At 39.6% G+C, this 15,637-nt stretch carries 18 protein-coding genes; 4 read left to right on the forward strand and 14 right to left on the reverse strand.

The annotated features are described in order from the left end of the window. Positions 1 to 112: 112 nt before the first annotated feature. The 3 genes from pyk to PALPR_RS11220 form a co-directional block, all read right to left on the reverse strand. Positions 113 to 1,555: a pyruvate kinase gene (gene pyk, locus PALPR_RS11210; RefSeq protein WP_013445750.1), complete on the reverse strand. Its 1,443-nt coding sequence runs from the start codon at positions 1,553 to 1,555 to the stop codon at positions 113 to 115. Between the two features lie 75 nt (positions 1,556 to 1,630). Beyond that, complete coding sequence (gene aroQ / locus PALPR_RS11215) at positions 1,631 to 2,053, reverse strand: type II 3-dehydroquinate dehydratase (RefSeq protein WP_013445751.1); 423 nt, start codon at positions 2,051 to 2,053, stop codon at positions 1,631 to 1,633. Further along, positions 2,050 to 2,331 (reverse strand): SemiSWEET family sugar transporter, encoded by a 282-nt coding sequence (locus tag PALPR_RS11220; protein WP_013445752.1) that lies wholly within the window; start codon positions 2,329 to 2,331, stop codon positions 2,050 to 2,052. Before PALPR_RS11220 ends, aroQ begins: the two co-directional genes overlap by 4 nt. Positions 2,332 to 2,494: 163 nt before the next feature. Between PALPR_RS11220 and PALPR_RS11225 the strand changes: the two genes are divergently transcribed. The 3 genes from PALPR_RS11225 (at position 2,495) to PALPR_RS11235 (ending at position 4,497) form a co-directional block, all read left to right on the forward strand. After that, positions 2,495 to 2,956, forward strand: a complete 462-nt coding sequence (locus tag PALPR_RS11225; protein WP_013445753.1) for a hypothetical protein — start codon at positions 2,495 to 2,497, stop codon at positions 2,954 to 2,956. Positions 2,957 to 3,017: 61 nt separating this feature from the next. Next, positions 3,018 to 3,887, forward strand: coding sequence for an endonuclease/exonuclease/phosphatase family protein (locus PALPR_RS11230; protein WP_013445754.1), 870 nt, complete (start codon positions 3,018 to 3,020; stop codon positions 3,885 to 3,887). A gap of 13 nt (positions 3,888 to 3,900) precedes the next feature. Next, positions 3,901 to 4,497: an LURP-one-related family protein gene (locus PALPR_RS11235; protein ID WP_013445755.1), complete on the forward strand. Its 597-nt coding sequence runs from the start codon at positions 3,901 to 3,903 to the stop codon at positions 4,495 to 4,497. Positions 4,498 to 4,701: 204 nt separating this feature from the next. On the opposite strand, the gene PALPR_RS11240 is transcribed toward PALPR_RS11235, so the two are convergent. From PALPR_RS11240 to PALPR_RS11270, 7 genes are all read right to left on the reverse strand, one after another. Beyond that, positions 4,702 to 5,658: a substrate-binding domain-containing protein gene (locus PALPR_RS11240; RefSeq protein WP_013445756.1), complete on the reverse strand. Its 957-nt coding sequence runs from the start codon at positions 5,656 to 5,658 to the stop codon at positions 4,702 to 4,704. Positions 5,659 to 5,889: 231 nt separating this feature from the next. Next, the gene (locus PALPR_RS11245) at positions 5,890 to 7,221 is read right to left on the reverse strand and encodes a DUF58 domain-containing protein (RefSeq protein WP_013445757.1); all 1,332 of its coding nucleotides are present in this window, start codon (positions 7,219 to 7,221) and stop codon (positions 5,890 to 5,892) included. After that, entirely contained in the window at positions 7,222 to 8,220 is a 999-nt protein-coding gene (locus PALPR_RS11250) for an AAA family ATPase (protein ID WP_013445758.1), read from the reverse strand. A 10-nt stretch (positions 8,221 to 8,230) separates the two neighbouring features. After that, a complete protein-coding gene (locus tag PALPR_RS15485) occupies positions 8,231 to 9,448 on the reverse strand; it encodes a hypothetical protein (protein WP_013445759.1) in 1,218 nt (405 codons plus the stop codon). Further along, positions 9,441 to 10,268 carry a DUF4129 domain-containing protein gene (locus PALPR_RS11260; RefSeq protein ID WP_013445760.1) on the reverse strand — a complete coding sequence of 276 codons (828 nt, stop codon included), beginning with the start codon at positions 10,266 to 10,268 and terminating at the stop codon, positions 9,441 to 9,443. Before PALPR_RS11260 ends, PALPR_RS15485 begins: the two co-directional genes overlap by 8 nt. After that, positions 10,255 to 11,184 (reverse strand): hypothetical protein, encoded by a 930-nt coding sequence (locus PALPR_RS11265; protein ID WP_013445761.1) that lies wholly within the window; start codon positions 11,182 to 11,184, stop codon positions 10,255 to 10,257. Before PALPR_RS11265 ends, PALPR_RS11260 begins: the two co-directional genes overlap by 14 nt. Beyond that, entirely contained in the window at positions 11,153 to 12,142 is a 990-nt protein-coding gene (locus PALPR_RS11270) for a stage II sporulation protein M (RefSeq protein ID WP_013445762.1), read from the reverse strand. The genes PALPR_RS11265 and PALPR_RS11270 overlap by 32 nt, the downstream gene beginning before the upstream one ends. A gap of 23 nt (positions 12,143 to 12,165) precedes the next feature. On the opposite strand from PALPR_RS11270, the gene PALPR_RS11275 reads away from it, so the two are divergent. Beyond that, positions 12,166 to 12,906 carry an RDD family protein gene (locus PALPR_RS11275; protein WP_013445763.1) on the forward strand — a complete coding sequence of 247 codons (741 nt, stop codon included), beginning with the start codon at positions 12,166 to 12,168 and terminating at the stop codon, positions 12,904 to 12,906. A gap of 42 nt (positions 12,907 to 12,948) precedes the next feature. Here the strand turns inward: PALPR_RS11275 and PALPR_RS11280 are convergent, their stop codons facing one another. The 4 genes from PALPR_RS11280 to PALPR_RS11295 form a co-directional block, all read right to left on the reverse strand. After that, positions 12,949 to 13,527, reverse strand: coding sequence for a hypothetical protein (locus PALPR_RS11280; protein ID WP_013445764.1), 579 nt, complete (start codon positions 13,525 to 13,527; stop codon positions 12,949 to 12,951). 4 nt (positions 13,528 to 13,531) lie between these two features. Beyond that, entirely contained in the window at positions 13,532 to 13,858 is a 327-nt protein-coding gene (locus PALPR_RS11285) for a hypothetical protein (protein WP_013445765.1), read from the reverse strand. A gap of 72 nt (positions 13,859 to 13,930) precedes the next feature. Then, positions 13,931 to 14,347 (reverse strand): hypothetical protein, encoded by a 417-nt coding sequence (locus PALPR_RS11290; protein ID WP_013445766.1) that lies wholly within the window; start codon positions 14,345 to 14,347, stop codon positions 13,931 to 13,933. A gap of 227 nt (positions 14,348 to 14,574) precedes the next feature. Then, positions 14,575 to 15,591, reverse strand: coding sequence for an aldo/keto reductase (locus PALPR_RS11295; RefSeq protein ID WP_013445767.1), 1,017 nt, complete (start codon positions 15,589 to 15,591; stop codon positions 14,575 to 14,577). Positions 15,592 to 15,637: the final 46 nt, after the last annotated feature.

The raw sequence follows: 15,637 nt of genomic DNA on the forward strand, positions 1-15,637 counted from the left end.
CCAAGAACAACAAAAACCATGATTTGCTTTTGCTGTTTAATAGAAAATCAGTTTTTATATGGATTATTAAACAAAAAAGACGTTTTGCAACGTCTTTTTTTGTTTCTGATCTTTAGAAATTTGGAAGTATGTATTTTTCTCGAGATTCGAAGATTTTACTAACCTGATTAATTTCGAGGAATGAAGTTCCGAATCCGGAGCCGAAGCTGCCGCTCAGGTAACTTACATAGTCTTCAGGTTCAAGCATGCCTTGTTTGATAAATCCTTGTAGCCCGGCAATGAAATACTTCTGAGTATTTCCTTTTTCTTCCTGGAATACAGGGAAAACGCCATAAGATAAAGCCAACTGACGAGTTGAACGCTCATGGTAGCAAAGTGCCAGAATAGGATTAGTACTACGGTATGCAGACAAATTAAGAGCTGTTTTGCCGGTGTATGTATCTGTTATGATAGCTTTAGTGCCAAGATTGATACTTGCTTCGTTAGCAGCGTTTGCCAGGAACGAAGTAATATCGTTAGTACCGATGTTTACAGGGATATCATTTTCGGTCAGTTTGGTTTTCTCAGCTTCTTTAGCCACACTTGCCATTGTTCTAACAGCTTCTACCGGATATTTTCCGTAAGCAGTTTCGCCGCTGAGCATCACTGCATCTGTGCGATAATAAATTGCGTTTGCAATATCTGTAATTTCGGCACGTGTAGGACGTGGGTTTTTAATCATGGTGTGTAGCATTTGAGTAGCTACGATAACCGGCTTGCGAGCCACAACACATTTGCGGATAAGACGACGTTGAATACCCGGAATTTTTTCCTGTGCAACTTCAATACCCAGGTCACCACGAGCAATCATAACACCGTATGTGTGTTCCAGAATCTCATCAATGTTGTCAACACCTTCTTGGTTTTCAATTTTTGAGATAATTTTAATTGGGCTGTTGTGCTCATCAAGGATAGTTTGAATATCGATAAGATCTTGTTTGTTTCTAACGAATGAGTGAGCAATGAAATCAAGGTCTAATTCGATAGCCAACAAAATGTTTTTACGGTCTTTTTCAGTAAGCGAAGGCAAATTGATGCGTACGCCCGGTACATTCACACTCTTACGGCTTCCAAGATTTCCGTTGTTAAGCACGGTACAATACAAGTATTGATCATCTTTTGAGTCAACTTGAAGATCAATTTCTCCATCGTCAAAAAGGATATTGTCACCCACGTTCAAATCACGAACGAAGTGAGGATAATTTACAGAAATACATTCACGTGTTGACATTAAGTCAGGGTTTCCGGTTATTTTTACCGTGTCACCTGTTGACAGGTCGATTGAATCATTTTCAACTACTGTGGTTCTGATTTCAGGACCTTTTGTATCCATAAGGATAGCAATTTGGTTGCTTACGGCGCGAACATTATTTACAATTCTTTCAAATCCTTCACGTTGCAAGTGGGCAGAATTCATGCGAACAACGTTCATTCCTTCGTTATACAACGAACGGATAAAATCTACTTCGCAGCGCAAGTCGCTAATGGTAGCAACAATTTTTGTTGATTTAGACATAAAACTTTATTTATTATATTCTTTAAAAAACTAATTCTTAGTTGATTCCGGTAAAGATTCGACGATGAAAATTTATCAGAAATGTAATATAGAATCGACAGCAAGCCGATATGAATCCATTCCAAACCCGACAATGCAACCTTTGCACGCCTCCGAAAGGTATGAATGGTGTCGATATTCTTCGCGTTTGAAAACATTAGAAATATGAACTTCAATAACCGGTACTGTTATTGATCTGATAGCATCAGCTATCGCAATAGAGGTATGCGTATAAGCCCCGGCATTAAGCACAATGCCATCGTATGTAAATCCGGTTTCGTGGAGCTTGTCTATAAGCGCTCCTTCGGTATTCGACTGAAAATAATCCAGTTGAGCATTCGGAAATAGTTGCTTGAGTTCTTGAAAATAATCTTCGAATGTTTGATTTCCATAAACTGTGGGTTCACGTTTTCCCAGCAGGTTCAGGTTTGGTCCGTTGATAATCTGTATTCGTTTCATGAAGATAACTTTTTAGATTTTATCAAATTGCGAATGGTAATGTAAAGTATATAGACAGAAGGAATTAGACAAACTCCATTGGCTATTATCATGGGTAAATTTTTTAAAAGAACACCGTAGAGAAACCACAAGGTGATACCCAGCGTCATGATAAAATACATCCCCAGCGAAATACTTTTGGTGTCGTTCGTTTTAATTACTTTTATTGCCTGCGGAAATTGCGCAATAGCAGTGCAAAAGCCAGCAAAATAGCCAATAATCACGATGTCGAACGCCATATTTCAAATTTTGTGCAAAAGTAGCAAAAAAAAACGACTTGCACAAAATACGTGTAAATGCGCTAATTGATAATTTCTATGTGTTTACCTGTATTTTGTGAGATATGGTTTTGCTATTCTTAAAAAATAATATTGTATTTTTACAGTCGAATTTTGAATAATTATGATTGCCAAAAACTCAATTTATCAGATTCTCAAACCCGGTATCCCGAAGCGGTATTTACTTTTAGTTGCAGCTTTTGTTTGGACCTTTGCCGGTGGTATGCTTCTTTGTAGAGGGTTGTCAACGTTAATTCTTTTTCCACGGTTACTTTGGTTGAAGATAATTGTTTGTACTACCGTGGGAGTCATCTTTTATATTGTGTTATTTTCAAGAATTTCCCGAAAACATATTCAACGTATTTTCAGGATGCAGATAGAAAGACCCTGTTTATTCTCTTTTTTTAATTTGCGAAGTTACATAATGATGACATTAATGATTTGTTTGGGTATAACTTTGCGTAAAACAGGCGTTATTCCGCTTGAATATCTGTCGGCTTTTTATATCGCTATGGGCATGCCATTGTTGCTTTCGTCGTTTAGATTTTATTACAACAGTATTTCGTTCAAAAAAGTTGTAGAATGAGAATTTCCTTCTCGTTCTATGAGCTAATAACTTTATTATAAAAGATTAAGCAGATTGAATTATGACAAAAAGAAATGTTTTGATTTTAGTTGTTGCTATGTGTTGGAGCCATTTATTTGCCGGTGACAATGCGGGCAAACTTACCATTGCGACTTACAATATCCGTTTACAAACTCCGGTAGATTCTGGAGCCCGATCGTGGGTAAACCGAAAAGCCGATGTGGCTCGCGTTATCAAGAAATATGATTTTGATATTTTCGGAGTTCAGGAGGTGGGTAACAAAAATCAGGAAGCGGATTTGAAAGCATTGATCCCCGATTATACTTATTTTGGCAAGGGACGTGATAATCAGGTGGGAACGGACGGAGAGCAGATAGGGCTATTTTACAAAACAAAACGTTTCCTTGCGAAAGAAAAGGGCTCTTTTTTTCTGTCCGAAACTCCCGAAGTAATGAGCAAGGGTTGGGATGCGGCTTATAGGCGAATGTGTGTGTGGATCAGATTTCAGGATGCTGAAACCAAGTCGGAATTTTTTGTATTCTGTTCTCATTTCGATCACATGGGAGTGAAAGCCCGTGTAGAAAGTGCCCGGTTGATAGAGCAACAGGTGAAAAAAATAGCGGCCGGCAAACCAGTACTTTTCTTGGGCGATTTGAACACTGCGCCTGACGAAACGGACATGTATAAAATATTGCATGCGACTTTTGACGATTCGCGTGAGATTTCGGCAAAACCGGCTATTGGCTCGGTGGGTACTTTCAACAACTACGATGTTTCAAAAATGATGTTGCCTGTTTCGGAGCGTATAGATTATATTTTCTGTAAAAAAATCAAGGTGTTCAGCTACCGGGTTATTTCCGACAGGTTTTCAGAAAAAACCTACCCTTCGGATCATTTTCCGGTAATGATTGAATGCAAAATAAATCACTAATTGCTAATTAAATATGAATTCACTACAATTTCCGCTTGACCTTACATTTAAGATTACGACGCTCAGTAACGATTTTGTTGCTCAGGATGCCAATGGACAAACTGTGGCATACGTACGCCAGAAAATGCTGAAACTAATAGAAGAAATACATGTTTTTAATAACGAGAGCCGGTCGGAATTAAACTACACGATTAAAGCAAATAAATGGCTCGATTTCTCAGCTTCTTACCTCTTCGCAGATAAATATGGACGAGATTTGGGGCGCATCACGCGCAAAGGCTGGGCTTCGCTCTGGAAAGCCAATTACGATATTTTTGATGAAAGTCAGATAATAGATTTACATGTCAGCGAAGAAAATCCCTGGGCAAAAGTATTCGATTCGTTGTTGGGCGAGTTACCCGGTGTCAATCTGCTAACGGGTTATCTTTTTCATCCGTCATACGCTGTGACTCGCCCTGATGGTACTCTGGTGGCTCGTTTACGTAAAGTGACTTCATTTTTCGGTCGAAGGTTTGTTATTGAAAAATTGGCTGAATTTGAAAAAGGCGAGGAAGAACGTATCTTGCTCGGCTTAATGATGATGATTTTGCTGGAACGTCAGAGAGGTTGAACAACCGGAAATTTTTACTGAATCAAAAGGGTATCCCAAAAGGAAAAAAGAACGCAAATTACGCAAACAACCGCAAATAGAGACAAATTATAAATGGTCAATATAGCTATTTACAAAGATAACATTTGCGGAAATTTGTGTAATATGCGTTCAAAAAATATACTTATTGGACAGCCTCTTTGATTGTTGACCGAAGTTTATATATCATAGCTTACTTAACTCTTCTTCTGCATTGCGCTGATCAATTACCTGTACTTTGTATAAAATCTGCATTTGGTATGACTTATCCATGATGGCGTTATACATATTTGTTACGCCGTCGTAACCCATTGAATGAAAGTCTTGTTTCATCGTGGCGCAGTTTGGGTGATCCTTTATATACTTCAACAGCGGTTTTGACACGTCAAAAAATACCGAAACGCCTCCTTTATTCATAAACCTGGACAATGCGGGTATACTGTCAACTCCTTTCAGTACCGGAAGTCCCCACAGCATTTGTACTCCATCAATTTTCTTAGGTTTTTTCAGCGATAAAGTCAGCAGGTCTTTGCCATAGTCGTTCATTTCGAAGGCAAAAAGAATGTCGTCTATGCTGTTTTGATTAATGACAGACCGGAATCCGTTTAAGCGTTCTTTCATGTTTTCTGCATTGGGACCGCTACTCAGGATAATAATTTTATTGTTTTGCTTTTTATTCTTTGCCAATAAATTCAGCATGGTTTGAGCACATATAGTTCCTGCTTCTTTATTGTCGGTACCGACATAAAAAATGCGGTTGCTTTTAGGGCAGTCCGAATCGAATGTGCCTACCTTTATTCCTGCTTTTATGGCTCTGTCTATAGGTTCCTTGAGCAATTCGGCATCGTTACAGCTTATCAGAATACCGTCCACCTTGTACTGGATCAGATTTTCAATGAGCTCAACCTGTTTCTTGCCGTCGTTAGAGGTGGGTGCTTCCCAGGTGATCGTAATTCCAAGCTCTTTGCCGGCTTTAATGGCGCTTTCTTTTACCTGGTCGAAAATTTCGTTGTCGACCTTGGGGATGATGGCAATGATTACATTGTCCTTAGGTGCGTGTTTTACATTTGCATTTTGCTTACATGAAATGAGAAGCCCTGTAAAAAGGCAAATTGCCAGTAGAGAGAGTCCTGCTTTTTTCATAATATTGATATTTTAAAGATTAAAAAATGGGTTTACTTCTTTAAAAAGGCAAATATTCTTAAGTGATTTGGATCTAAGGTAATAACAGGAAATTCGTGATGTTTATATTAAAACAAATTACGAAAAATTTTGTTCTGTTTAGAGTTTATTTAAAGCTTGATTGTTTACTCCAAAAGGTGAGGAATACTATTGGGACGAAAATATTTGAGGCTGGCAGGGCGTAGATGCTTATTAAATCATGCCTCTGGCTTTAAGTTCAAGGTATTTGTTGATCGTATCTACTGTCAGATTTTCGGGTTGCGTAAGGATGGACTGGATGCCGTGTTTATTCAGTTCGCGTACGATAAGTCGCTTTTCAAACGCAAATTTCTCCGCAATAATTTTATCGTATATTTCCTGAGTGCTTTTGGCCGAGTGGGTGATGATTTGATTTAGCTCTGTATTGTCGAAGAAAACAACAATGAGTAGATGGTTTTTTGCGATACCTTTCAGGTAAGCGAGTTGACGGCGCAATGCATCCAGCGTTTCGAAGTTGCTGTAGAGTAATATTAAACTGCGCTGTGTGACAGCCTGTTTAATGTCTACATACAGCCTGCTGAAGTCACTTTCCATAAAATCTGTATCGATGCGATACAGTGTTTCCATCAATTTGTGCATTTGACCCGCACGACGCTCGGCAGTCACATAATTTTCTACTTTTTTAGAAAAGCTAAACATGCCGGCTTTATCCTGTTTTTTCAGCACAATGTTGCTCAACGCCAGGGTGGAGTTGATAGCATAATCAAGTAGGCTAAGTTCCATAAAAGGCATTTGCATGGAACGGCCTGTATCAATGACCTGATAGACGGGCTGAGATTTTTCATCCTGATACTGATTTACCATCAGCTCATTTTTTTTCGAGGTGGCTTTCCAGTTTATGGTGCGCATGTCGTCGCCCTGCACATAGTCTTTTATTTGTTCAAACTCCATGGTGTGGCCTATTCGCCGAATTCGTTTCAATCCGAATTGAGTCAGCGTATTGGAAAAAGCCATCATATCATACTTCCGTAGCTGGATAAACGATGGATAGGTGGGGATGGTTGCATTTTCGGAAAAAACGTAACGTTTTGCCACCAACCCAATGACGGATTTTGCGTATACGTTCAATTTGCCATAAACATATTCTCCCCGTTTGGTAGGTCGCAGTGAATACTCAATCTCTCTTTTTTCTTTAGCAATAAGCCGGAGATGAACCAGAAAATCACGTTTCTGAAACTGAAAAGGGATTTCGTCGATAATCTCCAACCTGACCGCTATAGGATAATTGTTATTCAGGCTGATACGGATGATATTGTCATCACCGTTTGATAATTTGTCGGGCAATTCGCGTTCGGCAACAATACCTTTGCGGAGCGAGTAAAGTATAAAAAAATCGGCTACGGTAATCAGTAAAAACAACACCAGCAGAATCAATGCAATATCAAACAACCATTTCACAAAGAATGAAATAAAGAACACAGCTCCTAATCCCATCAGGAGATAGAAAAACCGTTGATTGATATAAACTGACCTGAGTGTTTTCATTTAACGTGGAACTTCTACCGATTCGATAATTTGTTTTACTATTTCTTCTGCTTTTAAGCCTTCCATTTCTTTCTCGGGCGACACGATGAGACGATGCTGCAATACTGCTACTGCTGAGTCTTTGATATCTTCGGGCGTTACAAAATCGCGTCCGCGAAGTGCAGCAAATCCTTTGGAAGCATTGAGAATCGCCAGCGAAGCACGTGGCGAAGCACCCAGGTACAGAAACGGATTCTCGCGAGTGTTATTCACGATCTTGGCAATGTATTCGATGATATTTTTCTCGACAATAATGCGACGAACAATGGACTTGAATTCGGCAATTTTATTTCCCGAAATAACATGCTTTACGTCGGCGGTTTTATCGCCATCCACGGCTTCATGTTCGCGGCGGATAATTTCATATTCATCCTCCAATGTCGGATAGTCAATCACAACCTTGAACATAAACCGGTCGAGCTGTGCTTCGGGCAATCGGTAAGTTCCTTCCTGCTCAATGGGGTTTTGCGTAGCCATTACCAGAAACGGAGCATCCATTTGATAAGTTTTACCGTCGATGGTTATCTGGCGTTCGTCCATAACTTCGAAAAGCGCTGCCTGAGTCTTGGCCGGAGCACGGTTTACCTCATCAATCAGCACCAGATTGGCAAATATGGGTCCCGGGCGAAACTCAAATTCCGTCTTTTTCAAGTCGAAAACCGAGGTTCCCAGAATATCGGCCGGCATCAAATCCGGAGTGAACTGTATGCGGCTGAATTTTACATCTACGGCTTTAGCCAGCAATTTCACTGCAATGGTTTTGGCTACGCCCGGCACGCCTTCCAGCAACACATGTCCGTTGGCCAACATAGCTACCAGCAAGTGGTCAATCATTTTGTTTTGTCCTACTATCACTTTTTTAAGTTCCAAACGTACAGCATCCATGCTTTGCTGTAGTTCCGTAAGATCAATGCGCGATTCGAAACGAATATCGGTTGATTCAGTTTGTTCGTTTTCCATATTATTTCAGTTAGTTATGTGTTTTATTTTCTTCTTTCCAAAATTCTTCGGTCAGGCTGTTTAGTTTCACTAAGTCAGTCTGTCGGGCAGATTTCGTTTTCTCAAAATTATTGATAAAAAGTAAAATTGACTCAATCAGCGCTTTATCCTTGCCGGATTTGCTGTGTAGTTTGTCTGCAAAGCTGTCATCCATCTTAGTGGTATCCAGATAATATCTGTGTCGTACACGATCCAGAAAGTAGATGATTTTCTTTTCCACAATGTTGGGAATGTCGCCTTCCAGAAAATAAAGATTACCGATTGTTTGGACAAATTCTACGGTGGTGTTTTTCAGTGGAGTTATAACAGGCACTACACGTTGCCGACGCTTGGCATTAAACAATATGTAAAGCAACATGCCATATATAAACAGTAGCCAGGTAGCTCGTAGAGCAGGATAGCGAAATATCACCGAAAGTATTGTCTCGTTTATAGGTTCGCCCGTGTTTCGTGTCTGACCCTTGACAAACCACACAACCGGCTTGTCGTGCGTGATATACGAGAAAATATGTGCGACATAGTCGGCAGAACTAGCGTCGGACAGGAGTGCTACGTTGGTAAACACCTGGGGCTGATTGTGCAGGTAAATGTATCCTTTACCATATTTGATCCGGATAAAATTTGGGTAAACCACGTTGTCCGGCATCTGGGTTGTGCCTAAAATGGCTGTAACACTCGAATCCATTTTTGTAAAAGTAAAGGAGTTTAGCACGGGGCGCAAATAAAATGTTTTGGCGTGCCAGCTGCTCATGCACAGGCTAAGTTTTATTGAGTCAATCTTTCTTAGACTTATACTCGGGTCGGCATCGGCATATTGTAACTTCAGCGTATCGGTAAATGACTTCACGTAATTCTCGGCGCTTATCCAAAGGTTACAACCGTTACGCACCTCTTTCAGCAGGGTAGAGTCAATATAATCGTAAGCATTCTGTTTTATGATTAAGAAATTGACCTTTGATTTGTTTTTGCTGATGTATTCATAGGGCGTTTCGGTGACACGTTTTAGTTGCCCTTTCGGTACAATTTTATCCACTTCGTGATTAAATACATACAAATCAAGTGGATTTTTATTGTCGAGCGAATAAGTTGGCGTCCAGTCGACGGGTTTTGGACGCGATTTTTGTATGAAGAACACGACGAGAATCACTCCGAGCAACACAGCCAGGTATATTTTAAACGTTTTATCCATCTTTGTTCTCCTTTCGCAAATGAGTCAAAAACGCTTTTCGGGCTGCCACATATTCATCGTCAGTTATAGAGAATTCGCCGTACCAGATATTGTTGTACAGGTATGAAAGGTACGCAAATTGTTTCCGCAAAGTTTCATCTCTTAACTCCGCCAGATAGTCGGCATTTGTTTTTTCGGGCAACCACACGATGAGCTCTTTGTCTTTGAGGTTTTTAAGTAACCATAGATAATATAACCGAATACTCTGACGTGTATTACCTTGTTTTTCTATTTCGGATATGAGTTGCTCAAAGTCGGCAGACTGGATAAGTTGTTCTGTGTTATTGATATCGATTACCACCGAATCGTTTTTTTTCTGGAAAAACCAGGTTCCTTTGTGGTTCATGTAAACTCTGACGATGAAATAGATAACTGCCAGAATGATTAGGACGCACAATATCCTTATACTCCATAGCGTAATACCGGAAGCCTTGTTTAATGAATTAAGTCCTAATAACTTTTTCAGCAGTTCATTTATTTTTTCGAGTAAACGGACGAAAAACGATTTGCTGACGTCTTCCTGTTTGTAATTAAAATCATTATCACTCAGATATTTTTTTCTGAAATTGGGGTTAAGCGTCACTACCTTTCTGTCGGTAGTGTCCACGGGCACCGATTTGAGAACCTTTTCGATTTCGGTAATCTGATCTTTGGGTGTCTCTGTATGGAGTTTATCGATGACCGATTTAGGACTTATCCGAATAGAGTCGGACTTTGCAAACAAAAAGGATTGCGAAGCCAGAAACAAGTAAAATATAAGCAGGGTTTTATTCCTCTTCATTCTTGCCTATATTATCAATCTCCGAATAAGCATCATAATGTTCGGTTGCTTCCTGCGAGCTATAATAAATTATTCCCTGATGTACATACAAGATATTGTACAGCACGTACGAAACAATTGTACCAAGGATGTAAATAGCTGTCATGGTGGGCGACAGATTTACAGGAGAAGGCGTTCCACCCGATGAAATCAGGGTAGCTATTGACATCATGCTTGGTATCATGGTGATGGTGCTACCTAATATAGAAACAGCAAAGAGCAAGGCTACTGTGGATCCGATAATGCTCCAGTAATTGCTGAACACAATTCTACGTCCTTCGCCTACAGCTTCAAAAAAGCCGACTTCCTCTTCCATATAAACATACAGTGCCTGCATGTACCAGGCCATGATGGTAGGGATGGATAGCAACAGAAGCGGAATTCCGACAAGAATAAAACAAAGCACAACCCCCAAAGCAAAGATTATCATTGCGAGTGGTAAAAGTGTGAACATGGAAATGAGTCCGAATAAAAAAATGCGCGCTGCATATCCTTTCATTTCGATGAAAATCTCGGAAGGAGTGAACGTATCCCGATCGGTTTCTTTAATCAACCTCATGTGAGCCATTGGGTAGGCTATAGTGAAAATGGAGAAAACAATCATTACTACAAAGAATATAGCCCCCATGCTGAAAAAAGATCCCATGTCGTTGGTGTACATCGAAAACAGATTGGCGCTGGGTTTTTGCATACTAAGCAGATTTTGCATACTGCTCTTGAACATGAAGTAATAAACCAAACTCCACACAAGCATCAAAGCTCCGTTGATAACGAGGTAGTTCTTTAAAAAATTTTTCCCGAACTGCTTCAAATACTGCATAGTGTCGCCAATGTAGGCGCTGAAATCACGTTTTTTGTAAAGTTGAAATACTGACATGGCTTTGCTTTTTGTTTACAATGGTTGGATATAGTAAGTAATAAAACGAGATGATTGACAATGTAGAAATAATGATCAGAATATTGAGCCACAGAGGCATGGTGTTCGAATGACGGGTTACAAATCCTTCGATAAATCCGGCAGTCACAAAAAATGGCACTGTGCTGATGAACACTTTCAGACTATCCTGCACACCTGTTTTAAAAGAGTACATTCTGGAGTAAGTTTTTGGAAAAAGAAATGAACCTGCCAGTATAAATCCGGCCGCCGTGGAGATTACAATACTGAATATCTCCATCGCTCCGTGGAGCCATATACCTCTGATGCTTTGCTCCAACACCCCCTGCTCGTAAAAGAAATACTGAAATGAGCCCAGCATAATGCCGTTTTGCAACGCAATGTAAAAAGTCAGTATTCCGGCCGAAAGCCCGTATATATAAGCGCTGGCTGCCACTCCTATGTTATTCATGGTGATGCCGATAAACGAGCCGAATGAGTTTCCTGATTTGTAAACGGCCATGGGGTCGCCCTTGGCAATGTTCTCCAGAGTTTTGTTTACATAGGCATCGCCCAGCACCAGTCTCACGAATGTACGGTCGTATCGTGCCGAGAGCGCTCCCAACAGACTGAAAAAGAAGAACAGTACGAAAGCAAAAATTATTTTTTTGCGGTGACTGTAGACAATGGTGGGAACTTCTGTTTTAAAAAAATAAGCCACCCGGTTGTGCTCTATTCGTCGGGTCTTGTAAATTTTTCTGTATATTTGCGACACCAAAAAGTTAAGATAAACGGTGGTTTTACTTTTTGGATAATAGGTTTGCGCATAGGAGAGGTCGTTTAATAGCTGTATATAAGCATCTGCCAACTCGTCGGGGTTACGTTTGCTTTTGGTCTTCAACGATTGTTCAAAGTCCAACCATTTCGATTTGTTTTGTTTTATGAATGCTATTTCTCTCATACTAATTGCAAAAATAATAAAAAATGTCAAAGTTATATGTAACCACAACACAAAACGTTAAACTATTTTTCACTCCGGCTTCCGTGGGAGACAGAATGCTGGCGTATGGTATTGATTTACTGATAAAAATAGCCTATGTGTTTATTGTCGTTATGGTGTATGTCTATGTTGGGAGTATCGGAAGCATTCTGGATGGGCACGACTGGTTGTCGATAGCTTTGTTTTCATTGTTTATGTTGCCGGTAGTGTTTTACACTCTCGTTTCCGAAACACTGATGGAGGGACAAACTTTCGGTAAAAAGCTGATTAAAATCAAAGTGATAAAAATAGATGGCTTTCAGGCGGGATTTATCGATTACCTCACCCGTTGGATATTTGCGATAGTGGATATTAACATAGGCTATGTGCCCGGGCTTATTTCGATGGTGGTTACTACTCACACGCGACGGTTAGGCGATTTGGCTGCCGGAACTGCCGTTATCACCGAAAAATCGAAGTATGACATATCGCACACTATCCTGATGGATGTGGATGACAGCTACAAACCTTACTTTGCGCAGCATCAGGTTATACTTTTTAGTGATAACGACATCCGGATTATCAAGGAAAATGCCGACATAGCCTTTGCGCAGGTCAATTATAGCATTATGGAAAAGCTGACCCGAAAAATAGAATCGGTAATGAATATCCAAAATCCCTTTAAAACCGAGCGTGAGCTAATTAATACCCTGCTGAAGGACTATGATTATCATACGGGGAAGTAAAAATGGTTGTTTTGATTGGAAACTATTTATGAAAGAGTATTTTCATGATTGTTTAGTTACAATTAGAATGAATTTATATTGTTCAACTGTTGCATTGGGTTGTTGACATTGAGTTATATTAGTCTTTGCTAAAAATATTTTTAATGATGTGTTCTTAATTAAAGCACCAGAGCCGAAAACTTTGATGAACGCTTGATTAAAATAGGTGCTGTCTTTTAGTGCTACCCCCGTAGACTTAAGCTCATCAATTCTACGTTGAATATCACTGACATCAGTTCCATTATCTAAATAATCGAAAGCTGTCCCTCCGGGAGCGGATTGAACATCTAATAACTTATTATTGCCATTAATTTGCAAATAAGCATGTGCTCTTATTTCTAAGATTTGCTTTTGATAATCGACAAAATCTACAAGCCCTAGACAAGGAACATTATTACTTGCATTTTTAAGAGCGAAGATATAGTTATTATTATCTACTTGTATTCCTATTGATTCCCCGTACTTTAATTCAAATACATTTACAACTTGTCCTACATTATCTGTTGTAAGATCTTCAGACTTGCATGCAAGAAATCCCACACAAGAAAAAATTAGAAGAGCTCTAATGATTTTATACTTCATATTTTTATTTATTATAAAATTCTAATTGTCCTGCATATTGAGGAGCAGTACACATTGCAATTACGACACCTGTCCACTCTGTATATTTAGTGATTTTAAAATAGACGATATCACCTATTTTCAACTGTCCTTTGTGCAAATTTGGATCAAAAGAGATTGTTGAGTTTACAGGTAATCCTTGGGGAATAGATTTTTCAATCTGAATTATATTATAACATGCACCGGCATTTAAAGATATAATCTTTCCTTGATAAGACAGGTTATCATCCTCACAGCTAAACAGCACAAATAATAGAGTAATAAATGTTAGTGAAATTAATCTCGTTTTCATAATCTTATAAGTTTATACGATAAAGTATTAATAGATTAATTAGATGTATATTTTTCTTTTTTGAACGTTAGGTCAATAATTTTCCTTCACCTCCCATATTTTTGCAACAAGTGTATTTTCTAGGAAAAAAGCATCCCAGCCTTCAGACACCGTTCCTTCAGTGTAATTAAACAAAACACCTATTCCTTCGCAAGTGTACACTACGTGCTTCCAAATTACGGATGGACTCTTATCACGATTCTCGGCAGAAGTATTTAAAATGACGATATGATTCACGCCAGTTGTATTATTTTTATAAATGGATATGGATATCGAGTAGCTATTATAATGTTCACTACAATATGCTTTCAACCAAGGAAGATTATTTAAAGGATCAGTTATACCACAAGCTGGAACGTTGTGATTTTCAAATCTTGAATACTGGGGATCATTCTTGCATCCCATTAAGAGGAACAAAATAAATAAACTACTAATAATTTTTATTCTCATAGCTTTTTTGTCTTTTGTACGAATTGTATAGCATCTTAATCTACAAAATTTAATTATAAAGATGCAATTTGCTTTAAAAACGTTGCATTTCTTCTTGCTGCAAATTTAAATAAATATTTTACAGTTTATTATTTCGTAATCGTGACTGTCATAGCAAAAAAAACGCCCTCGTTGCTACCTAGAGCAACAGGGGCGGGGATTTAAATGAAAAGAGTGAGATTGTAGATTTATGCCTTACGGTCGGCACTCTGGCGTTCAATCATCCAGCCAGGATATTCGGGCGATAGTTTGCTTACCGCTTCGAGTTGAGCTAATTCGTCTGCCGTAAGTTTCAGGTCTACCGCTTTCAGGTTATCCTGTAGCTGTTCCGGTCTTTTGGCTCCGATAATGACCGAAGTAACCACCGGCTGGTGAAGCAACCATCCCAAAGCAACCTGCGGTACGGTGACATCTTTAGCTACGGCTATTTCCTGCATGACATCAATGATGTCGAAGGCTTTGTCTTTATTCACGGGTGGAAAGTCGAAGTTTACACGGCGACCTTCTTCAGCATTGGCTTCGCGGGTATATTTTCCGCTCAGGAAACCTCCTGCCAATGGACTCCAAACCATCAGTCCCACCTTTTGGTCGAGCAATAAGGGCACTACTTCGCGTTCCAGATCACGTCCGGCAACAGTATAATATGCTTGTAACGATACGAATTTAGCTAAATGTTGTTGAGCCGAAATGCCCAGGGCTTTCATTATTTGCCAGGCCGCCAGGTTGGAGCAACCGATATAACGCACTTTGCCACTTTTTACAAGCATGTCGAGCGCTTCCAGTGTTTCTTCAATCGGAGTCAGGGGGTCGAAACCGTGAATCTGATACAAATCAATATAATCCATATTCAGGCGGGTCAGACTTTCGTTGGCCTGTTGCAGAATATGTTTGCGGGTTAATCCCGAATTATTGATGCCAGTACCTATGGTGCCACGCACTTTGGTGGCAATCACCAGGTCGTCGCGTTTCAGTCCCAGATCGCGGATGGCCTGTCCGGTCATCATTTCGCTAAGTCCTTCGCTATATACATTGGCTGTGTCAATAAAGTTGATGCCGGCATCTACCGACTGTTTTACCAATTCGTTGGCTTCATCCTGTGGCAGAGCACCGATGGCTGTCCACATTCCCTGTCCGCCAAAGGTCATGGTGCCCAGGCAGAGTTCGGACACTTTTAGTCCGGTGTTTCCTAATAAATTGTATTTCATATTTGTTTGTTTTTAGTTGTTGAGTTTAATGATATAAATATGTATC

Source organism: Paludibacter propionicigenes WB4 (genome assembly GCF_000183135.1).
In the GTDB taxonomy this organism is placed as follows: domain Bacteria; phylum Bacteroidota; class Bacteroidia; order Bacteroidales; family Paludibacteraceae; genus Paludibacter; species Paludibacter propionicigenes.